The sequence below is a fragment of the Amycolatopsis sp. WAC 04197 genome (genome assembly GCF_003947475.1).
GTDB classification, from domain to species: Bacteria; Actinomycetota; Actinomycetes; order Mycobacteriales; family Pseudonocardiaceae; genus Amycolatopsis; species Amycolatopsis japonica.
Genome location: NZ_QHJK01000019.1, coordinates 1 through 20,848, shown reverse-complemented (window position 1 = coordinate 20,848; position 20,848 = coordinate 1). Strand labels below are relative to the sequence as shown.

The window sequence follows — 20,848 nt, the reverse complement described above, 5'->3', positions numbered from 1 at the left end:
CCGCCGCGGCAGCGCCCTCATCGGCGCCCGGCTCTCCAGCGAAGCAGGCTCCGATGGCGGTCCACCCGCGCCCCGAACCGGGTGAGCGTTTCGTGCACGGCCGGGTCGCCGGGGTCGAACATGACGCGATCGCGCACCAGGGCGCCCAGTTCGACGATCAGCGGCCCCGCCAGGTCGTCATGGACCCTGAGAATCGTCAGCGAAGCCAGACCGCTCTGCTTCTTGTGCCAGGCGAGGACGTCGACGCGGACCGGCGCCCTCCGGAACCGGCGCACGCCCATGGCGACGAGCCCCGCGACACCCTGGCACAGCAATTCCAGCACCAGGAACGGCAACAAGAAGAGTCCCAGCAGCAAGTACATCGGGACGTGCACGAGTGCTTCCAAGAAGACCAGCAGCCCGAAAGCGCCCGTCGCCACCTTGTCCGGAGGTCCGTTGTCTTCGGCCTCGTCTCGAGCCTTGGGTCCGTCGTCGAGGTAGAGCCCCCAGTCCGGAGTGAGCTTGTAGTGCCGGTAGCCGCCGGCGAGCCCAGCGAACGGCTGGACCCACCGGCGCCACGGGGCGAACCGGCGATCGACCGCCCATTCGCGCCCCTCCGGATCGAACACCTTCATCGCCCTCCCCTTCTCGATCTCGCCCCGTGTCGGCGGGATCGAGCTTGGCAGGAAAAACAGCGTCGTTCTGCGTCACCTGACACAGAAGGCGAGATCGGTTGTACGCGCCTTGTACGACCGAAAAGGACGCTGATGCCCCGTCACCCGGAAACCATCCAGGACGGAGCAATCCCTTGAAGATCTCTCGCGTCGCACAGGGCCTGTTCGCGGCCCTCGTCGCCATCGCGGCGGTCGGCGCCTTCCCTGTCACCTCGTTCGCCGCGACCGCCGCCGTCGGGAACACGGTGGTGTACAAACAGAAAACAGAAGGTTACGACTGCTTCAGAATCCCCGCGATCGTCAAGGCGAACAACGGTGAGCTGCTCGCGTTCGCCGAAGGACGCAATGGCGGCGCCAGCTTCTGCAACGACCGCGGCGACATCGATCTCGTCGTGAAACGCTCCGCCGACAACGGCAGGACCTGGAGCGCCCCGAAGATCGTCATCGAAGGTTTCGGTGACACCAAAGGAAACCCGACCCCGATCGTGATCCCCTCCACCGGGCGGATCGTGCTGCTGTCGGTGATGGAATGCGTCAAGAATCCGGACTGCAACAGGATTCCGCGCGTTTCGATCAGCGACGACCACGGCAAGACGTGGACCGCGCCGAAGGTGCTCACCACGCAACTCGGGTTCGACACCGCGCCGGGCTGGCTCGCGACCGGCCCGTCGCACGGCATCGTGCTGACGCGCGGCGCGCACGCCGGCCGGATCGTCGCCGGGATGAGTTACACCATCGACGGCAAGAACAGCGGCGCGCTCGTCTACAGCGACGACCAGGGTGTCACGTGGAAACGCGGCGCCACCGACACCCCGGCGGCGACGGCCGGGCTCAACCCGCAGGAGATCAGCGTCACCGAACTGCTCGACGGGCGCGTCTACGCCGCGGCGCGCAACCAGGCCAACAACGACAACAAATGCCTGAGCGGCGGCGCGAAGAACCGCGCCTACGCCATCAGTTCCGACGGCGGGGCGAGTTTCTCCACCAAGTTCACCTTCGAGGAGGACTTGATCACGCCGGTCGTGCAGGCCTCGACCGCCCGGATGACCGCGACCGACAAGGCGGGCAAGTACAACCGGATCCTGTTCGCCGCGCCGTCGGTCTGCGACCGCCGCAAGGAACTCGTCGTGCGGTCGTCGTTCGACGAGGGCGCGAACTGGCAGGGCAACTCCGCCGGCACCCTGGTGTGGAGCGGTGACGCCGCGTACTCCGACATGGTCCAGCTTTCGTCGGGCTCGGTCGGCGTACTGTACGAAGCGGGCCCGGCGGGTAACGCCAACGAGACCATCCGCTTCTCGACCGTCACCGACACGACTCTCGGCGCCCCGGTCTGCGGCGGCGGATACGGCGTGATCGACTCGGCGCCGCTCGGAACGGCGGGCACGGTTTACCTGTCCTACAACGCTTCCAACGGACAGAACTGTGTCAGCACGATGAAGAGCGAGGCGGCGGGCACCGCGACCGCGACGTCGGCCTACCTCGAGGTGTCGGGGTCGTCCCGGATCACCGACTCCGGTTCGTTCTCGTGGTTCGCCGGTCCGGTGCGGGCGGCCGCGGCGGGCAAATGCGTGAAATGGGGCGGTTCCGCGGGCGGGATCAAGTACGACAGCCCGTCCGAACACTGCGGTTGAGCACTGGGTCTCGTGAGTGGCAAGGACGGTTAGAACCGTCCTTGCCACTCACGAGGTCACGCGCGGCGCGTCACCCACCAGAGCCTCGCGCCCAGCAGCGCGGCGACCGCGGCCGCGCCGGTGAGCCACCAGAACGTCGCACGGAAGGCCGCCTCCGCGCCCGCGGGCAGCAGATTCGCCAGTACGACGGCGAACAGGGCCGTCCCGGCGGCACCGCCGACCCGGCTGACGATGTTGATCTGCGCGGCGGCGTCGGGCAGCTGGTCCTTGGTGACGGCCGCGTATCCGGCCGTGGTCGCGGGCATCAGCAGGAAGGCCACGGCGATTCCCCTGGCCAGCAACAGGATCTGCACGACGGCACCGTCCGGAGGGAAACCGCCGATGGCGAAGGGGACGGTGGTGGCGAGCGTCGCGACACTCCCCCAGGCGGCGACCGAGCCCGCGCCGTAGCGGTCGGTGAGCTTGCCGGAGATAGGCAACGCGATCGCCGAACCGAGGCCGAGCCCCATCAGCAGCAGCCCCGTCTCGACGACCCCGTTCCCGCCCAGCACCTGGAAGTACAGCGGCAGCAGGAAAAGCGCGCCGAACAACGCGGGCGCGGCGAAGAAGGACAACGCGACCGCCGCGGTGTAGACGCGGCCGCGGAACAACGTCAGGTCCATGACCGGGTTCTCCCGGCCCCACGACCGCCGGAGGAACAGCGCCAGCAGCACGACCCCGGCGACGAGCGGCACCAGCACTCCCGCGCCGAACTCCTCGCCACCCTCGCCCCAGGTGGTGAGCCCGTACAGCAGCGCCGGGATTCCCGCGCTCACCAGGACGAAACCGAGCCAGTCGGGCCGGGTCGCCGCGCCCTTGGTACCGCGAGGCACCAGACGCAGCCCGAGTACCAGCGCGATCACGCCGACCGGGATGTTGATCAGGAACAGCCATTCCCAGGAGAGACCGCGCAGCAGGATCCCGCCGAGAACCGGGCCGAACGTCGGGCCGACGCTCATCACGATGCCCAGCGTCCCCATGACCCGCCCGAGCCGGGCGGGACCGACCGCCTGGCCGAGCACCGTCTGCCCGGCGGGCAGCAGCAGACCGGCGGCGAGGCCCTGCAGCACCCGCAGCCCGATCAGCCAGCCGACGTTCCCGGCCAGCGCGCACAGCACCGAAGCCACGGTGAACGCCGCCAGCGACACCAGCCAGACCCGGCCCGCGCCGAAGCGTCGGCTGAGCCAGCCGCACAACGGCAACGCGACCGCCAGCGCGACCAGGTACGCGGTGAAAACCCATTGCACGGAAGCGATTCCGGCGCCCAGCTCACGGGTGAGCGTCTCGGCCCCGACCGCGAGGACCGTGGTGTCCAGCATGGTCATGAACGCGCCGAGCACGATCACCCAGGCCATCCGCCAGGCCTCGGCCGGAACCTTGTCCGGCGGCGGGGTGGTGTCCGCCCGCCGTTCCAGCGAAACAGCCATCGGGATGTTCTCCTCACGTGCCCGGGGATCTTGACCCGGCTCACGCTAAGACCTCGACTTAAGTCAAGGTCAAGCGAAGAACACCTCGATCACTTCGGCGGCCGCAGCCGCGGGGAAAGCTTGGTGAGCGCCAATTCCTCCAGCCGGCTCGAGATCTCCGCGAGCCCGGCGTCGAACCGGTCCAGATCCACCCCCTTCTCGGACAGGTCTTCGCGAACGTGTTTTTCGACCTTCGCCCAGTCGTTGCGGTACCTGGTGGCGAGTTCCTTCCACGGCACGCCGGCCAGCCCGGCGGTGAGGCCGCCGTCGTAGGCGAGCACGCCGCGCTCCATCAGGTACGCGATGCCCGGGTAACCGAGATATCCCTGCCAGTAGGACCCGTTGTCGTTGGCCGTGATCGATCCGGCGGCCGGATCGTGGCGGACGTCGTAGGTCTTGGCCTTGTCCGACGACGTCACGCGTGCCGTGTCACCGTCGATCTCGACCCGCCCGTCGGCGACCGCGCCGAGCGCCTCGTAGATCTTGATGACCGGGGACGGCTTCCATGCGGTGGCCAACTCAGCCCTCGAGCCTTTCGAGCAGGACGATGTCGACGGTGTCACCCTCCTCTTTGCCGATCGCCTTGCGCACGTCGGCCTTCACCGGCAGCTTGTGGGTGCCGTCCCCCAGCGCCATGAACGAACTCCGGAACGGATGCCCGTCGATCGTCCCGCGCACCTTGACCAGTCCCCTGGTGCCGAAGAACTCGGCGGAGCCGGGCATGATCACGTACGTCCAGCCGCCCTTCTCCGGGCTCTTGAGCAGCTTCGCGGTGAACTGTTTCTTGTCCATGGATCCACCCTACGACAGCGCACCGACGAAACCAGTGCCTCAGAGGGTGACTGCGGAGCGCACGCGGCGGCCGACATCGCGGGCCCACGCCCGGATCGACGGCCAGTCGCGGAAATCGCCGGCCCACGGGCCCGCCGCCATGATCTTCCAGAACAGCCCGCTCGCGGTGTCCGGGGTGAGCTTTCCGCCGAAGGTGGCCGTGCGTTCGGCGTCGATCCTCGCGGCCAGCAGGGCGACCCCGGCGGGCAGGCTCACCCGTTTGCCCGCGGCGAGCGGCCCGCACGGCCCGCTGTGGAACAACCAGACGGGGCGGTTCCGAAGCGCCTCTTCGTGCTCGGTGAGCAGGCGGACCGCCTCCGGGCGCCACCGCCGGTGATACAGCGCGCTTCCCACGATCACCGCGCCGTACGGCTCGACGTCCTCGACTTCGGCCGCGTCCAGCAGATCGGCCGTCAGCCCGCCTTCCCGCAGCTCGGCGGCGATCACCTCGGCGATCTCCCTGGTCCCACCGGATCGGCCGGCGTGGACGACGAGCACTGCGGTCATGTCCCCATTGTCCGCGCGGCCGCAACCCGTGCCACCGTTCAGCCCATCGACACGCCGCATTCGGCTCACCTCTTCACCCGTCGGAGCGCTACCCGGGAGGCAGGAACGCCGGCCTCGCGGCCGGATCGGGTTCGTCGTAGTAGCGGTGGAACACCGCGGTCTGCCCGCCGGACAGCGGGGGGACGATCCAGCTCCACTCGGCCTGGCAGCGGCGTCCCGCGCGTTCCTCCTTGGCGATATGCGTGAGGAACCGCCGCGATTCCGTGTGGTGGTCGGCGACGGTCACGCCCGCCGCGTCGAAGGAGTGCTGGACGGCCAGCGTCAGTTCGACCAGCGCCCGGTCGCGCCACAGGGTGCGCTCCGACTTCGTCGACAGGCCCATCAGATCCGCGATCACCGGCAGCAGGTCGTAGCGGTCGGCGTCGGCGAGGTTGCGCGCGCCGACCTCGGTGGCGAGGTACCAGCCGTTGAACGGCGCCGCGGGATAGGTGAGCCCGCCGATGACCAGCCGCATGTTGCTGATCGCCGGGACCGCGTGCCAGCGCAGGCCGAGCCCGGCGAACCACCGGTGGTCGGGATGCGACAACGGGACCTCCAGCACCGCGTCCGGCGGCAGCCGGAACAGGCTCCGCTCCCCCGGCTCGGTCTCGATGAGGAGCGGGAGGACGTCGAAGGAGCCCTTCCGTTCGGGCGGCCGCCAGCCGTGCTCCCGGACGGTCTCGGTGAAGTCGGCGTGGCGCGGATCGCCCAGCACCGAGCCGTCGCCGAGCCGGTAGCCCGCGTACCGGACGAGCTGATCGTTGTGGATCTTCGGACCGGGCCCCGCCGGGCCGTCCGGCGCGAACACGGTGATGGTCGAGCGGATCCGGCCGCCCCGGGTCGCTTCTCGCAAATGGGTGACGCACTCGTCGGCGATGGCGGAGGCGCCCTCGACGTCGCGGCGGTCTCGCACCTTCAGCCCCTGCCAGTACAGCCTGCCGATGCACCGGGCGGAGTTCCGCCAGGCCACGCGCGCGCCGAATTCGAGCTCGGCGGTCGTGTGCCGGTAGGTGCCGGTCGCGTCGATCTCGGCGCGGACCCTGTCGAGCCGTGCGTGCAGCCGCGCCTGCCCGCCGTCCGTTTCGGCGTGGAAGAGCCGGAGGAAGTCTTCGGCCTCCGCCACGTCCACGCTCCGTTCCCGCGGCCGTACCTCCGGAGGCAAGCGAGGGATATCCGTCACCCGCATGGACGCCGTCGCCACCTCGGCCTCCCACTCTCCGAATTCGACGCCGGCACCGGCGGCGGGAACGATCACCATTCCTCCTGCACTCGGAAAATGCCCGGAGGCTCATGCCTGATCGGCGAGCTGGCCGGGTCCGGACCAGACGAAAGACGATACCCCACGGTAAGGCGGCCACGATCCACCAAATGGCAGAAGCTTCGTCCGCGATGACATTTCAGCAGGTGGAAAGCTTGCCGACGACAATATTTGGAATTAAGTAAGACTTCGAGGGATATTCACCGAATTCGCTACGGGCAAAACGATCACACGCGCACCAAGATCACTTTATGATCGTCATTTATCACTCTTTCGAGCGTATTCGACCCCTGACTCTTCTACTCTTTCCCCCTGCCGGTGTATTGCCTCCGTTCCGCCGTCGCTAGAGTGCGGGGAGCTCCGAGGAGAAAGGAAAATCGTGGTCGACAGGCGGATTCCGGTCATCCTGGTCGCGGGCTTCCTCGGCTCCGGCAAGACCACCCTGCTCAACCACCTGCTGGCCAACCGGCAGGGTGCGCGGATCGGGGTCGTGGTCAACGATTTCGGCAGCATCGCGGTCGACGCGATGGCCGTCTCCGGCCAGGTCGACACCATGATGTCGTTCGGCAACGGCTGCCTGTGCTGCGCCGTCGACGCGAGCGGCCTCGACGCCATGCTCGCGAAGCTGTCCGAGGCCGAGGCGGGGATCGACGTCATCGTGATCGAAGCCAGCGGACTCGCCGAACCGCGTGACCTCATCCGCCTGATGATCGCCAGCGAGAACCCCGTCATCGCCTATGGCGGTCTGGTCGAACTCGTCGACGCCGCCGAGTTCGAGTCGACCCGGAAGCGGCACCCGGAACTGGACGAGCACCTCGGGTTCGCCGACCTGGTCGTGCTCAACAAGACCGACCGGGCCGACGAGGAGACCTTGGCCAAACTGCGCGGCACGATCGACGAGATCGCGCCCGGCACGCCGGTGATCGCGACCTCCCACGGCCGGATCGACCCCACCCTGTTCTTCGACGCCCGGCCGCGCGAACGGGTGGGCCAGATGTCGTTCGACGACCTCCGCGAGGAGGAGCACGACCACGAGCACCACTTCCACACCGCGTACGACAGCGTCGCCTTCACGACCGAGCGCCCGCTGGACCCGCGACGGCTGATGGACTTCCTCGAACAGCGCCCCGGCGGGCTCTACCGGATCAAGGGTTTCCTCGACTTCGGCCCGAACGGCACGCGGTCCCGGTTCGGCCTGCACACGGTGGGCTCGTTCATCCAGCTGGAGCGGTCGGCGTGGCCGTCCGGCCTGCCGCGCCGGAGCGAGCTGGTGCTCATCGGTTCGGGGATCGACACCGAGGCCGTCACCGCGCGCCTCGAAGCCTGTGTCGCGGACGATCCCGAGGTCGTCGACGAACGCGGCATGCTGCGCGTGCTGCGGTTCATTCAGGACTGAATCAGGTCTGACACGCCGAAGGCCGAAATACCGGGAATCGCGGCGCGTCTGCTTGACACTGTTTTCCGGAAGGAATCTCGAGCTGGACCACCTGTATCGGGAGGACAGTTCCATGACGAACACCGCCGGACGCTGGTACCTGGTCGGCGCGCTGCCGGAGGACTCCCCCGCCGCGCATCTGATGACCCGCTCCGAAGACCTCCGGTACCGGCGTTCCGCCTGCGGGGACAAGGAATCCCGCCTGTGGACGCCGGTGGACCTCACCACCACCGACGTCGCCCCGTGCCCACGCTGCGCCGCGACCCTGCCCGGCCACCGGTCCCGCCGCAAGGCCGAACCCGCCGTGAACACACAACTCGCTTTCGACCTGCCACTCTGACCGGCGTTTAGTCCTCTGAATGCGATAGTTGCGCGCGCAAGGACCGCATTCAGAGGACTAAACGCCTTCTTTCTTCGCCCGGCTTGGCGCCACCCGGGGCGGCTCGTTCGGCATCTTCGGGTAGACGGGCGGCCAAGGCGCGTCCATGAGCCCGTTCGCCATGTCCTTCTTGGACATCTCGAGCAGCGGCTCGATCGACTGCGGTTCCGTTGCCGCCCAAGGGTCTCCGCGTTCGGCGAGACGGGCGGGCACAGTGGACAGGGTGAGCTTGTCCGGCTCGACGGTCTCCAGTTCGTCCCAGCCGATCGGCGTCGACACCTGCCCGCCGACCCGCGGCCGCACGCACCACGCGCCGAACACCGTCTTGTGCGGCGCGTTCTGGTTGAAGTCGACGAACACGCGGGAGCCGCGTTCCTCCTTCCACCACTGCGCCGTCATCTCCTCCGGGTGGCGGCGTTCGAGTTCGCGGGCGAGCGCGACGGCGGCCGCGCGGACCTCGTAGCCGTCCCACCTCGGTTCCAGCGGCACGTAGAGATGGAGGCCGCGCGAGCCCGAGGTCTTCAGCTGCGCCGTGATGCCCAGCTCCTCGAGCAACGCCTTCGTGAGGACGGCACCGTGCCGCAGCTCGGGGAACCCGATCCCCGGCGACGGGTCGAGGTCGATACGCAGCTGATCACTGATGTCCGGCGCGTCGGCCCGGTTCGGCCAGACGTGGAAACCGAGGCAACCTTGGTTCACCGCCCAGATGACGTGCGCGAGGTCCTTCGCCACGAGCGCGTCCGAAGTGGTCCCGTTCGGAGTGGACACCACCGTCGTGGTCAGCCAGTCAGGCGCGTTCTTCGGGACCCGCTTCTGGAACCACGATTTCCCGCCGGCACCGTCGGGATAGCGCTCCAGCAGCAAGGGCCGGTCGCCGAGCTGGGCCAGCAGCGGGACCGAGACCGCGCGGTAGTACTCGACGAGGTCCAATTTGGTCTCGCCGCGCTCCGGGAAATAGACCTTGCCCGGATTGGACACCGTGAACTCGACGCCGTCGAGGTCCAGCGTGACCGGCTCCGCCTTCATGTTTCCCCCAGCTCGGTGAACAAGGTGGCCAGCTCGGCGGGCGGGACCTCTTCGAGCTGCGCGTACGTGCACGAGGCGGGGTCGCGGTCGGGACGGAAGCGCACGAGCCTCCCGCCGTGCCGGAACCTGGTGCCTTCGACGTGTTCGTAGCGGACCTCGGCGACCCATTCGATGCGGACCGGCTCCCAGCTCAGGTCCTTCTTCGGCGCCCACCGGCTGCCCGCGCCCGGCATCCGGCCGCCCGCCTCCTCGTGGGCCTCGGCCCACTCGCGCCAGGGATGGTCCTCCAGCGCGTTCTCCCGCAGCGGCGCGAGCTCGTCCACCAGCTCACGCCGCCTCGCGGCGGTGAAACTGCTGGCCACGCCCACATGGTTCAGGACGCCTTCCTCGTCGTAGAGCCCGAGCAGCAGCGACCCGACCCCCGCACCGTCCTTGTGCCACCGGAATCCGGCGACGACGCAGTCCGCGGTGCGCTGGTGCTTGACCTTCCACATCACCCGCTTGTCCTGCTCGTACGGCGCGTCGGCGGGTTTGGCCATCACGCCGTCGAAACCCGCGCCCTCGAAGCGGGTGAACCAGTCCTGTGCGACGTCGGGATCCTCGGACAGCGGGGTGAGGTGCACCCGGGCGAACTTCGTGTCGACCACACTTTCGAGCAGCTTCCGCCGCTCCCCGAACGGTTCCGGCGTGAGATCCCGGTCGTCCAGGGCGAGCAGGTCGAACACGACGAAACTGGACGGCGTCTCCTCGGCCAGCTTCTTCACCCGGGACGCCGCCGGATGCAGACGCAGCTGCAGCGCCTCGAAATCGAGCCCGCCCTCGGTGACCAGCACGATCTCGCCGTCGACGACGCAGCGCTCGGGCAGCGCTTCCTTGAGCAGCTCGACCAGCTCGGGGAAGTACCTCGTCAGCGGCCTGTCGTTGCGCGAGCCCAGCACGACCTCGTCGCCGTCGCGGAAGACCACGCAACGGAAGCCGTCCCACTTCGGCTCGTACAGCAGCCCCGGCGTGCGCGGCAGTTCGTGCACGGCCTTGGCCAGCATCGGCTTGACGGGCGGCATCACGGGCAGTTCCACGAGGCGATCCTAAGCCGCGCCACCGACAAAAGCGCGACGTCAGACCTCGGCCAGGAGGAGCCCGCTGCGGGGTTTCGGCGTGAAATAGGTGGCCTTCCTCGGCATCCGCGCCCCGGCCGCGTGCACGGCGAGCACCTCCGCGTACGGGACCGGGGCCAGCAGCAGCACCGCGTCCGCGTCCTCGGGCACCGGAACGCCGGGCAGCAACGGCCGCACGTGGGGCCCTTCCGGATCGACGCCGAGTGCCCCGCGGAGCAACTCCTGCTCGACCACCGCGTGGTCGCCGCCCGCCTTGCCGAGCGACACCCGGAACGCCGACGTCCCCGCCACCACGGTCACCTCGCCCGCCTCCGACGGCGGATCCGCCGGACCGGGGCGGACGTCGTACCCCGCCTCCGTCCAGCGCCGGACCAGGGTGTCCGCGTCGAGACCCGTGCCGGCGAGCACCCGGTGGATGGGCCCGATCCGCAGCCCCGGCCCGCCCGTGACCAACGCCAGCAACGCCCCGCGCCCAGAAGCCGCAGCTGCCGCGACGCGGTGGTTTCCGTCCGCGACCAGGAGATCCAGGCCGTCCAGGGTCGCCAGCAGTTCGTCCTGGTCTTCGCCGGGGCCGGCGAGCCACAGTTCGTGCTTACGACCCCCGCCGTCCACTGTGGACAGGCTGGGCACCCGGCCGCGGCAGATCCGTTCGATCAGCGCGGTCAGCTCGCGGCCGCCGGTCGCGGGGACCAGCATCGCGGCGCTCGTGGCGACACCGAGTCCGGCGAGCATCGCGGCCCGTTCCGCGACGACGTCCGGATAGACGTCCTCGGTGTGCCGGACCCGGGTCACGCCGTCGTCGCGGACCGCGGCGGGGTCGACCAGGCAGAGCACGCCCAGCGCGACGCCGTCCGGCCCGTCGATGCGATACGGCGCGACCACGGCGGAGACCGGGCGATAGTGCCGCTCCCGGATCCGTTCGAACGTCGCCCTGGCCTGCGGCAACGCGGCCTCGATCGCAAGCCCGCCCGCCAGCGCGGCCGGGGTCCTCGCCGGATGCTGGACCGCCAGCAGGCTGTCGCCGCGGGCCCCGGCGAGCGCGGCGGCCACCCGGTCCGGGTCGGCGAACTCGTCGACGTCGGGCCCCGGGACGGTGTCGCGGACTACCCAGCCACGGTCGATCGGGCGGATCCAGGTGCTCATCCGATCCATTTTGCGGGATAGCTCACGGAAAAAATCGGTCCCATGACCGGGTGTCTCCGTGGAATGCTTACCCATGCGAAGTAGTTGACGTCGTTCATGAGCCTGAGGAGACCGTCACAGATGACCACCCCGGCCCCGGTCACCGCGAAGGAAGGGGTCGGTTTCCGGTCCGAACGCGGCCCCGTCCTCATCGCCGTGATGCTGTGTTCCGGCCTGATCGCGCTGGACTCGACCATCATCGCCACGGCGGTGCCCTCGGTGGTCGCCGATCTGGGCGGGTTCTCGCAGTTCCCGTGGCTGTTCTCGATCTATCTGCTGACCCAGGCGGTCACCGTCCCGCTGTACGGCAAGTTCGCCGACGTGCTCGGCAGGCGTCCGGTGATGTTCTTCGGGATCGCGGCGTTCCTGCTGGGTTCGGTGCTGTGCGGCGCGGCCTGGAGCATGCCGGTGCTGATCGCCGCCCGCGCGGTGCAGGGCATCGGCGCGGGCGCCATCCAGCCGATCGCGCTGACCATGGTCGGCGACATGTACACCGTCGAGGAACGCGCCAGGGTGCAGGGCTATCTCGCCAGCGTGTGGGCCATCTCGTCGGTGGTCGGGCCGACGCTGGGCGGCGTGTTCGCCGAGTACCTCGACTGGCGCTGGATCTTCTTCATCAACCTGCCGCTCGGCGCGCTGGCGGCGTGGATGCTGTTCCGGAACTTCCGCGAGCGCGTCGAACGCCGCTCGCACCGCATCGACTACCTCGGCGCCACGCTGCTCACCCTCGGCTGTTCGCTGCTGATCCTCGGCCTGCTGGAGGGCGGGGTCGCCTGGGGCTGGGCGTCCGCGCCGAGCCTGGGGATCTTCGCGGCCGCGGCGGTGCTGCTGGTGGCGTTCGTGTTCGTGGAGCGCAAGGCCGAGGAGCCCGTGCTGCCGCTGTGGATCTTCACCAAACGGACCCTGATCGGCGGCAACCTGGTCGCCGTCGTCGTCGGCATGCTGCTAATGGGGCTGACGTCGTACCTGCCGACCTTCTCGCAGGGCGTCCTCGGCACCGGCGCGCTCGTCGCCGGATTCGCGCTGGCCGCGCTGACCGTCGGCTGGCCGATCTCGGCGTCGCTGGCGGGCCGGATCTACATGCGGATCGGATTCCGGGACACCGCGCTGATCGGCAGCGGAGCGGTCATCGCGGGCGCGGCGCTGACGGTGTTCCTCGCGGCGGGTTCGTCGATCTGGCTGGCGGTCGCGGCCGCGTTCGTCCTCGGGCTGGGACTGGGGCTGGCGTCGAGCCCGACGCTGATCGCCGTGCAGTCCACCATCGGCTGGGAACGCCGCGGCGTCGTCACCGCGACCAACATGTTCAGCCGCTCGCTCGGCAGCGCGGTCGGCGTGGCGATCTTCGGCGCGATCGCGAACGCGACCCTGGCGAACCGCTTCGCCAACCCGCCTGCCGGGGTCACCGGCCTGCCGTCCGGCGTCGACGCGACCAGTGTCGTCCTGGAGGGCAACGGTCCGGAAACCGCGACGACGACCTTCGTGCGGGGCGCCCTCGCGGACGCCACGCACCACGTCTTCCTGGCGATGCTGGTGGTCGCCGTGCTCAGCGTCGGCGCGCTGCTGCTGATGCCGCGGCGGACCGAAGAACTGAAGTTCGACTAGGGCGTCGGTCCGGTGGGTGCCACGCCACACCACCCTTGCAGCATGGCGTGAAGGCCTCCTTGAGGGACTCTGGGTCCCTCAAGGAGGCCTTCACGGACCGGTATTCGTTGATCTACGTCTGACCTGTGCGTGAGCGGGGTTCGCTCCGTTCCAGACCGGGTCGAGCGTTGTCTATGAAGGATTTGGGACGTTCACTGTCCCAAATCCTTCATCAACGACTCCAAGCGCGGAGAAGCCAGGACGAACAACGCCCCGAACCCCTCAGACTCGACCCACACCAGTGGCAAGCAAAAGGAGGCCTTCACGGACCGGGGTGCGACCACGGTGACCCAGTCAGTTCTGCAGCGGGACGGCGTGCTCGACGAAGTTCTCCACGAACCGCTCGATCGGCTCCGGCCCGGCCGGGTACAGCACGAACTTGCTCAGCCCCGCGTCGATGTGCTCGGCGATCAGGTCGCGGGCGGCGCTCCAGCCGTCCGCGATCAGCCGGGCCGGGTCCGCGCCGGACCGCGCCGCGACCGAAGCGGCGAGCGCGTCCGGGATCCCGTCCTCCGCGACGAGGAGACTGATCCCGAAGTGGTCGGCCTCGACTTCCCGGTCCGCCTCGGCGGCGGCCTCCTGGATCGCCTCGCGGCCGGCCCGCGCCTCCTCCGGCGTGAGGAAACTGGCCAGCCAGCCGTCCGCGAGCCTGCCGACCCGCCGCAGCGCGCCGGGCGCCTTCCCGCCGAGCCAGAGGTCGAGCCGTTTGAGCGGGGTGAGACCGAGCCCCTTGCCTTCGACGCGGAAGAACTCGCCCTCGAAGGTCACTTCCTCCTGTTCCAGCAAGGCCCTGATCAGCCGCAACGACTCGTCGAACACGGCGGCACGGCGGCCTTCCGGCACCGGGAACAAAGGCAGTTCCGCGTCGCGCGCGGGTTTCAGGCCGAAGACCGGAAGGACCCTTTTCGGCGCGAGCGCGGCGAGGGAGGCGAGCTGTTTGGCGACCAGCACCGGATCGCGACCGGGCAGCACCATCACCCCGGTGCCGACCTTCAGTTTCGTGGTGCGGGCGAGCGCGTGCGTCAGCCCGACGACCGGATCGATCCTGGGCGAGTACACCGCCTCGGGCAGCCAGAGCGAGTCGACACCCTCCCGCTCCAGCAGATCGACCGCGGCGCCGAACTCCTCGGGCGCCGTCCCGGTCCCCAGCCCCGCACCGACCCTGATCTTCAGGTCCTCCGCCACATCCGCTCCCATCCGCCGAGCCCCGGTGTCCAGTCTTCCCAGCGTGAACAACCCCGCACAAGCATGGACTCATTCCGCGACTCCCCCGTACATTCCAGTGTCGTGCGGGTCGTTCCCGCGCGGATTGGGGGATTTTCGATGGCAGGACAGGTTCTGAGCAGTTGGACGCGCTGCTTCCATCCGGCGCCGTCGGCCGGGATGCGGCTCATCGCCTTCCCGCACGCCGGTGGGTCCGCCAGCGCGTACCGCTCGTTTTCGGCCGCCCTCTCACCCACCGTCGAGGTGCACACCGCGCAGTACCCGGGGCGGCAGGACCGGATGGGCGAGCCGGTCATCGACGATCTGCACGTCCTCGCCGAGCAGCTGGTGGACGTCGTCGCCGCGTTCCCGAAACCCTTCGCCCTCTTCGGCCACAGCATGGGCGCCATCGCCGCGTTCGAGGTCGCGCGGCGGCTCGAAGCACGCGGCATCGTGCCGGCGGCGTTGTTCGTCTCGGCCCGCCGCGGCCCGGATGTACACAAGGAGAAGGCACTCCACCTCGCCGACGACGACACCTTCCTTCAGGAGGTCAGCCGTCTCGGCGGCACGGACCCCACGATCTTCGACGACCCGGACATCCGCGCGCTCGCGTTGCCCGCGCTGCGCGGCGATTACAAGGCCGTCGAGACCTATCGGTACCGGCCCGGTCCCGACGTGAGCTGCCCGATCGTGGCGCTCGCGGGCGACGCGGACCCGGTCCTGGAGGTGCCGGACACCGAGAACTGGGCCGGGCACACCAGCGGCTCCTTCGAGCTGGAAGTGTTCCCAGGTGGGCATTTCTTCCTCGACGACAACCTGGACGCCGTCGCCGCGCGCATCCTCGGCAAGCTGACCGTCAGTCGCTGAGGCCTTCCCTGCTCGCCCACGCGACGACCTCGGTCCGGTTCGCCAGGCCCAGTTTCGCCAGGATGCTCCGGACGTGGCTTTCCACCGTACGTTCGGAAAGCACCAGTTTCTCGGCGATCCGACGGTTGCTCAGCGCGTCGGCGAGCAGGGCGACGATCTCGCGTTCCCGCCCGGTGAGCGGGTCCGCGGCACGGCGTTCGGCGCGGACGCGGTCGAGCAGCGCCGCGGCCCGCGCGAGCGGTCCAGGCATCGCCAGCCGCCGGAACTCGTCGAGGGCCTCGCGCGCGATCCCTTGCGCACGAACGAAATCGCCCCTCGCGACGAGGACTTCGGCGAGCAGCAACCGCGCGTGCGCGACGCCTGGCCGAGCGCCGATGCCTTCGTTGATCGCGATGGCCTGCTCGAACAGCCGCGCCGCCTCGTCGTGGCGGCCCAGCAAGGCGTTGAGCCGGGCGGGGTGCTCCAGGCTCGATCCGGTGCAGAACACACCCGCGCCACCGGACACGGTCGGCCGCACCTCTTCGAGGCGCCGCAACAGGTATTCCGCCATCTCGGCGTCTCGAAAGGCCTCGACCAGCGGCACGAGATTGGGCAGCGCGCCGGTGGCGTGCAGCGCGAACTCCGGGCTCCGCACCAGCGGGACCAGCTGTTCGTACCGGACCCTCGCCTCGTCGAGGTCGCCCGCGAGCAGGCTCAGCAACGGCCGCGAGACCAAGGTGACCGGCAGATGCGGCGCGCGGTCCAGCAAATCCGCGTAGTCCTTCCGCAGATCCCCGGGGTCACCGGTGAGCAGCACGAGCTGGGTGCGGAACGCGTAGGACATCCCTTTCGCGGAGAAGTCGTCCGCGAGTTCGGTGTCGGCCAGTTCCTCCGCCGCGAGATCGAGTTCGCGTGCCTCGGCCAGATCTCCGCGCAACGCCAGCACCGAACTGCGCAGCCGCAGGTCGTGCCAGCGGACCAGGGGCAGCCTCGTCAGCCGTGCCAGCGTGGTCACCGCGACGAGTTCGTCGTCGACGAGCGCCATCCGCCCGTCCGCCAAGGCCGCGTCGATCCGCCATTTGTGGCCCCACAAGGAAACCAGCGGCTGCCGGGTACGCGAGCCCAGTTCGGCGGCCAGCGCGCCGAGCCGCAGCCGTTCGGACAGTGGCAGCTTGTCCGGAGCGACCTTCATCCGGGCGCGGACGGCGTCGACCAGCGCCTCGGGATCGCCGGATTCGTCGGCGAGTGCGAAGGCTTCGTCGGCGAGCTTTTCCGCATCGGCGAACCGGCCGTAGTCGGCTTCCACCGAGGCGCTGTGCGCCAGCAGGCGTGCCCGCGTCGTCCGGTCGAGCCGTTCGACCGCGAGCGCGCGGACGGCGAGGTCGCGAATACCCGGCAAGAGATCCGGCGCCGCGACGTCGCGCACCACCAGCGCCGCGCGGGCGATCAGCCCGGCGTCGGCGGCGAGCCGGGCATGGTCGAGACTTCGCGCGAACCGGCCCGTCCGGTATTCGGCGACGGCGAGGTCGAGCAGCAGCCCGGCGCGGTCCACTTCGGACAGTCCGGCCTTCGCGCGGGCGTCGAGCGCCATCGCGAGGAAACGCACCGCTTCGTCGAAGGCCAGCGCCCGGTTCGCTTCCGCGGCCGCCAGCGCCGCCCACTCCGCCGTCTTCTCCGGCGCGGTCGCCGAACGCAGCCAATGCCCGGCGACCGTCCCGGCGAGCGAGGGTTCACGCCGAGCGTGTCCTTCGAGCGCGGCCGCGGCGCGACCGTGCGACGTTTCCCGTTCGGCCTGGCGGAGATCCGCGTAGATCCCATCACGCACGACGGCGTGGGCGAACCGGCCGGAACGCAGCACCCCGGCCTTTTCGGCCTGATCGAGCCCGTCGGCGACCTCGCCTGCCGACAGGCCGGACACCTCCGAGAGCAAGGCGGCGTCGACGTCCTCACCGAGCACCGCCGCGATGGCGAGCAGCCGCCGTACTTCCGGCGCGAGGGCGGCCACCGCGGTCCGCACGAGGTGGCCGAGTTCCGCTCCGCCGGCCGAACGCGCGATCGCGCCGAGGTAGAGCGGATTCCCACCGGAGCGGCGATAGGCCTCGCGTACGTCCTCTTCCGTCAGCCCGGTGAGCAGCGCCCGCGCTTCGGACTCGGCCAAGGGCGGCAGCGAGATGCTCCGCGCGCCAGGACGGCGGAGGAGATCGGGCAGGGCCGCGTCCAGCGCGGGAGTGTGCCCGGTGTCCCGGTGCGTCGCGACCACGGCCAGCTTCGAGCGCCGCAACTCCCCCGCCAGGTGGCGCAACAGCCGTAACGACGCCTCATCGGCCCAGTGCAGGTCTTCGAGGACGACCACCAGGCCCGCCGGTTCCGCCGCGGCCACCAGCGCGTCCGCCGCGGCGGCCACCAGCCGGAACCGCGCCGCCTGGACGTCGCCGGCGCCCTCCGTCTCGGCGAAAGCGGTCTTCACGGCCGAATCGACCGACGGCAGCGCCTCGACGACGCGGCGCCACGGCCACAGCGGCGGCGCACCCGGATCGTCGGCGCACCGGCCCCAGACGACGGTGGACGCGCTGGACGTCGCCTCTTCGACCAGCCGGGTCTTGCCGATCCCGGGTGGACCGGAGACGAGCACGAGCCCGCCGGAGCCCGCGGCGGCGTCGGCGAGTCTGCCGCGCAGGCTCGCCAGTTCGCCCTCCCGGCCCACGAACGGTTCCCGGTTCACGCAAGGAGTATCGCTCTCCGGGCCCGATTCCGTACCGCCCTGCGTACTGGCACTGATGTCCGGCGACCGCCGGGAGGGCAGAGTCGGCACGTCCGACGGGAAAGGAAAGCCCATGTACGCCACCGTCCACCAGTTCCGGCGTTCGCACGCCGACGAGTCCGCGGGCTGGGGCCACGCCCTCGCCGCCGAACTCCATCCCGGCACCGGGTCGCCGGGCACCTGCACCCTCGCCCAGGTCGGCGGCCTGACCGGGCTCGTCGTCGCGTTGTGGCGCGACCGCGGGTCCGCGCTCGCCGCGGCCGACCGGCGTATCGCCCACGTCTTCGACGCCCGTGTCTACGCGGTCGCCGACGTCGAAGGCGGCGCGGCCGAGCCCAGGATCGCGCAGGCGACCTGGTTCGACCGGCCGCTCACGCAGGCACAGGCCGACGCCGCCGAGTTCGGCGGGCGCGAGCGGATCCGGCCCGCCGTGCGGGGACTCGACGGGGTCGGCGGCTTCTACGTCCTGACCGCCGAAGACCGCTCCAGTCTTGTTCTCGGCTTCACCGCGTCGATCGAGGCGATGGAGGCGGTCCAGAAGACGATCATGGCGACGGAGTTGCTGCCTGGCGAGGATCCCGCGCTGCTGCCGGGCCCGGACCGGGTGGACGTCCACCGCGTGCTCCACACGTCCCTGCCCTCGCTCGGCCTGGTGGGTGAGCCGCGATGACCGCCGGGACGTCCGCGCGGGTCGGCACATGGACCGTGCTCGCCGACCGGACCTCGGCCACGTTCACCGTCCGGAACTTCGGGTTCCGCGTGGTCCACGGCTCGATCCCGGTCAGCCTGGGCTCGGTGCGGGTTTCCGCCGACGGCGTCGTCGTCGAAGCGGCTCTGGACCTCGACAAGATCGAGACCGGCAACGCCAAACGCGACGCCGACCTGCGTAAACCCGGACTGCTGGCGATCGACGCGCAGCCTGTGCTGACCTTCGCGGCGGACCGAGTCGACGAGAGCCCGGGCGGATGGACGGTCGAGGGCACCCTGGGCGCGCGCGGCGAGTCCTGTCCCCTCACGGTGACCGCGACCGGGCCGGTGGACAACGGCGACGGCACCTGGCGAGTGCTCGCCGGTGCCGTCTTCGACCGGCGGGCGATCGGTCTCCGCGCGCCGAGATTCCTGATCGGCCGGGAGATCACGATCGCGCTCGACGTGGTCCTCGCCCCACCTGGGTGATCAGGCCCAGGCGGCGAGCTCCTTGGCGAGCGACGAAGGTCCGGCGGCGGTGCGCAACGCCGGCGGGCCGGGCCAGCAGTCCTGGTGGTCGCCGGTCCGCAGGGTCTCGGCGAACCTGGCGACCAGTCGCGGATGCGACGCCACCGTGCGGCCGCCGAGGTAGGCGACGACGACGTGGTGATCGTCGTCCGCATGCGTCGCCACGGCGGCCGACCAGCCGTGCTCCTCGTGCCACATCAGGTCGACGTCGCGCTCGGGGAAGCCGGGAAGGCGCCAGTTGAGCCTCAGCTGGGCGGTGACCGGACCGGTGAGGTCGACCGTGCCCGAATCCCGCTGTATCCCCAGTGCCGCGGCCACGTCCTCCAAGTAGGCGTTCAGCCTGGTCATGAGCTCCAGACCTGCTTCCGTGGGCGCGGGGGTCGAGGTGGTCACGGTCCCTCATCTTCCTGTCACTTTGTGCTGGCGTGACGGGAATTACCCACCCCGGAGCGGCTTCACACCCTCATTTCGTCACACCCCGGTTTCGGTTCGCTCAAGCCGTGGCTTCGATGACGCGGGTGAGCGCCTTGTGCAGCGCCTCCAGCTCGGAGACCTCCATTCCGAGTTTCTCCACGACGCGATACGGGATCTTCTCCGCCTCCGCGCGCAACGCGCGACCGGATTCCGTCAGCTCGACCGTCAGCAGCCGCTCGTCCTCGGCGCTGCGCCGGCGAGTGACGTAACCGATCGTCTCCAGCCGCTTGAGCAGCGGTGACAGCGTCGCGGGTTCGGCGCGCAGGGCGATGCTCAGGTCCTTGACCGCCTGCGGGCCCCGTTCCCAGAGCGCCAGCATGACGAGGTACTGCGGATGGGTGAGCCCATGGGGTTCCAGCAGCGGCCGGTAGATGGCGATGACGCTGCGCGACGCGACCGACAGCGCGAAACACACCTGACGCTCCAGCGCGAGCGGATCCTCGCCCAGATCGATCGCCTTCATCTCCGGCCCCTCCGAGTTCATGCCGCCGATCCTAGCGGTGACGCTAACATTTAGCGTACTAATGATTAGTGTACTGTGATGGTATCGAAGGAAGGAGTCGCCCGATGCCCCGCAAGCGCCCGGACGTGTTCCGGTGGCTGTGGTACTCACTCGGCGGCAGGCTGCCCGAGCGTTACCACGACTGGATCCTCCACGACGCGACCACCGGAAGCTGGCGCTGGCGGCACGTCGCCCGCAGCACGGTGATGATCGCCCCGCTCTGCGCGGTGTGGCTGCTCCTGCCCGGCCCGCTCACCCTGCGGCTGGCGATCGTGCTGATGGCCGCGCTCGTGGCGTACTTCTACTCGATGGCCTACATGGAGGAGAGCATCGAGCACCGGCTCGCCAAGAACGGCTTCCCGGCGGGCATCGGGCGCCAGACGCGCGCGGAGGCCGCCGCGGTCGCGGAAGCCGAGGTGACCGAGCGGTACCTCGCGCGGTACCGGGACCAGCCGAACTCCTGACGCCTCTCGGGCCCGCTGCCGAAGATGTCGCGAAAGCCACTTTCGGGACATCAGACGTCGCGAAAGATGCTCCTATTGATGTCAAGGGGTGTGGGTGAGGTCTGTGATGAGTGCTCGGTGGATTTCGCGTGCTGTGTAGCGTTTGAGGCAGCGGATGATGTGTCGTTTGGGGAGGCCTTGG

At 69.8% G+C, this 20,848-nt stretch carries 21 protein-coding genes; 8 read left to right on the top strand and 13 right to left on the bottom strand.

Features of this window, described 5'->3' with window-relative positions; genetic code table 11:
* Positions 1–17: 17 nt before the first annotated feature.
* Positions 18–614: a hypothetical protein gene (locus DMC64_RS42205; protein ID WP_125738182.1), complete on the bottom strand. Its 597-nt coding sequence runs from the start codon at positions 612–614 to the stop codon at positions 18–20.
* A gap of 173 nt (positions 615–787) precedes the next feature.
* On the opposite strand from DMC64_RS42205, the gene DMC64_RS42200 reads away from it, so the two are divergent.
* Entirely contained in the window at positions 788–2,284 is a 1,497-nt protein-coding gene (locus DMC64_RS42200; protein ID WP_125738181.1) for an exo-alpha-sialidase, read from the top strand.
* A gap of 56 nt (positions 2,285–2,340) precedes the next feature.
* Here DMC64_RS42200 and DMC64_RS42195 read toward each other — a convergent pair whose 3' ends face one another.
* The 5 genes from DMC64_RS42195 to DMC64_RS42175 all read right to left on the bottom strand — a co-directional run bounded on the left by DMC64_RS42195 (position 2,341) and on the right by DMC64_RS42175 (position 6,424).
* Positions 2,341–3,750, bottom strand: coding sequence for a DHA2 family efflux MFS transporter permease subunit (locus tag DMC64_RS42195; RefSeq protein ID WP_125738180.1), 1,410 nt, complete (start codon positions 3,748–3,750; stop codon positions 2,341–2,343).
* Between the two features lie 89 nt (positions 3,751–3,839).
* On the bottom strand, positions 3,840–4,307 hold the full coding sequence (locus DMC64_RS42190; protein ID WP_037344187.1) for a hypothetical protein: 468 nt from the start codon (positions 4,305–4,307) through the stop codon (positions 3,840–3,842).
* 1 nt (position 4,308) lies between these two features.
* The gene (locus tag DMC64_RS42185; RefSeq protein WP_016335596.1) at positions 4,309–4,581 is read right to left on the bottom strand and encodes a DUF1905 domain-containing protein; all 273 of its coding nucleotides are present in this window, start codon (positions 4,579–4,581) and stop codon (positions 4,309–4,311) included.
* Positions 4,582–4,620: 39 nt separating this feature from the next.
* Positions 4,621–5,127: a flavodoxin domain-containing protein gene (locus tag DMC64_RS42180; RefSeq protein WP_199755273.1), complete on the bottom strand. Its 507-nt coding sequence runs from the start codon at positions 5,125–5,127 to the stop codon at positions 4,621–4,623.
* An 88-nt stretch (positions 5,128–5,215) separates the two neighbouring features.
* Positions 5,216–6,424, bottom strand: a complete 1,209-nt coding sequence (locus DMC64_RS42175; RefSeq protein WP_199755272.1) for a nitric oxide synthase oxygenase — start codon at positions 6,422–6,424, stop codon at positions 5,216–5,218.
* Between the two features lie 379 nt (positions 6,425–6,803).
* On the opposite strand from DMC64_RS42175, the gene DMC64_RS42170 reads away from it, so the two are divergent.
* Both DMC64_RS42170 and DMC64_RS42165 read left to right on the top strand, forming a co-directional pair.
* A complete protein-coding gene (locus DMC64_RS42170) occupies positions 6,804–7,820 on the top strand; it encodes a GTP-binding protein (RefSeq protein ID WP_037344184.1) in 1,017 nt (338 codons plus the stop codon).
* A gap of 112 nt (positions 7,821–7,932) precedes the next feature.
* Complete coding sequence (locus DMC64_RS42165) at positions 7,933–8,199, top strand: hypothetical protein (RefSeq protein ID WP_125738178.1); 267 nt, start codon at positions 7,933–7,935, stop codon at positions 8,197–8,199.
* A gap of 57 nt (positions 8,200–8,256) precedes the next feature.
* Here DMC64_RS42165 and ligD read toward each other — a convergent pair whose 3' ends face one another.
* From ligD to DMC64_RS42150, 3 genes are read right to left on the bottom strand one after another with little or no spacing between them, the layout of a single operon-like run.
* A complete protein-coding gene (ligD, locus tag DMC64_RS42160; RefSeq protein WP_125738177.1) occupies positions 8,257–9,264 on the bottom strand; it encodes a non-homologous end-joining DNA ligase in 1,008 nt (335 codons plus the stop codon).
* On the bottom strand, positions 9,261–10,340 hold the full coding sequence (locus DMC64_RS42155) for an ATP-dependent DNA ligase (protein WP_199755271.1): 1,080 nt from the start codon (positions 10,338–10,340) through the stop codon (positions 9,261–9,263). Before DMC64_RS42155 ends, ligD begins: the two co-directional genes overlap by 4 nt.
* A 39-nt stretch (positions 10,341–10,379) precedes the next feature.
* On the bottom strand, positions 10,380–11,531 hold the full coding sequence (locus DMC64_RS42150) for a DUF1015 family protein (RefSeq protein WP_125738176.1): 1,152 nt from the start codon (positions 11,529–11,531) through the stop codon (positions 10,380–10,382).
* A 111-nt stretch (positions 11,532–11,642) separates the two neighbouring features.
* On the opposite strand from DMC64_RS42150, the gene DMC64_RS42145 reads away from it, so the two are divergent.
* Entirely contained in the window at positions 11,643–13,163 is a 1,521-nt protein-coding gene (locus tag DMC64_RS42145) for an MDR family MFS transporter (RefSeq protein WP_125738175.1), read from the top strand.
* Positions 13,164–13,496: 333 nt separating this feature from the next.
* On the opposite strand, the gene DMC64_RS42140 is transcribed toward DMC64_RS42145, so the two are convergent.
* Complete coding sequence (locus DMC64_RS42140) at positions 13,497–14,387, bottom strand: TIGR03854 family LLM class F420-dependent oxidoreductase (RefSeq protein WP_125738174.1); 891 nt, start codon at positions 14,385–14,387, stop codon at positions 13,497–13,499.
* 138 nt (positions 14,388–14,525) lie between these two features.
* Here DMC64_RS42140 and DMC64_RS42135 point away from each other — a divergent pair, with 138 nt between their 5' ends.
* Positions 14,526–15,272 carry a thioesterase II family protein gene (locus DMC64_RS42135; protein WP_199755270.1) on the top strand — a complete coding sequence of 249 codons (747 nt, stop codon included), beginning with the start codon at positions 14,526–14,528 and terminating at the stop codon, positions 15,270–15,272.
* Here DMC64_RS42135 and DMC64_RS42130 read toward each other — a convergent pair.
* On the bottom strand, positions 15,262–17,973 hold the full coding sequence (locus DMC64_RS42130; RefSeq protein WP_125738173.1) for an AAA family ATPase: 2,712 nt from the start codon (positions 17,971–17,973) through the stop codon (positions 15,262–15,264). The genes DMC64_RS42135 and DMC64_RS42130 overlap by 11 nt on opposite strands.
* 112 nt (positions 17,974–18,085) lie before the next feature.
* On the opposite strand from DMC64_RS42130, the gene DMC64_RS43130 reads away from it, so the two are divergent.
* Together DMC64_RS43130 and DMC64_RS42120 are read left to right on the top strand one after the other, a co-directional pair.
* Positions 18,086–18,682 (top strand): hypothetical protein, encoded by a 597-nt coding sequence (locus tag DMC64_RS43130; RefSeq protein WP_199755269.1) that lies wholly within the window; start codon positions 18,086–18,088, stop codon positions 18,680–18,682.
* A complete protein-coding gene (locus tag DMC64_RS42120) occupies positions 18,679–19,188 on the top strand; it encodes a YceI family protein (RefSeq protein WP_125738172.1) in 510 nt (169 codons plus the stop codon). The genes DMC64_RS43130 and DMC64_RS42120 overlap by 4 nt, the downstream gene beginning before the upstream one ends.
* Here the strand turns inward: DMC64_RS42120 and DMC64_RS42115 are convergent, their stop codons facing one another.
* Positions 19,189–19,620, bottom strand: coding sequence for a DUF6292 family protein (locus DMC64_RS42115; RefSeq protein ID WP_125738171.1), 432 nt, complete (start codon positions 19,618–19,620; stop codon positions 19,189–19,191).
* Between the two features lie 100 nt (positions 19,621–19,720).
* Positions 19,721–20,164, bottom strand: coding sequence for a MarR family winged helix-turn-helix transcriptional regulator (locus DMC64_RS42110; protein ID WP_125738215.1), 444 nt, complete (start codon positions 20,162–20,164; stop codon positions 19,721–19,723).
* 104 nt (positions 20,165–20,268) lie between these two features.
* Between DMC64_RS42110 and DMC64_RS42105 the strand changes: the two genes are divergently transcribed.
* Positions 20,269–20,667, top strand: a complete 399-nt coding sequence (locus DMC64_RS42105; RefSeq protein ID WP_125738170.1) for a DUF5313 domain-containing protein — start codon at positions 20,269–20,271, stop codon at positions 20,665–20,667.
* The last annotated feature ends 181 nt before the right edge of the window (positions 20,668–20,848 follow it).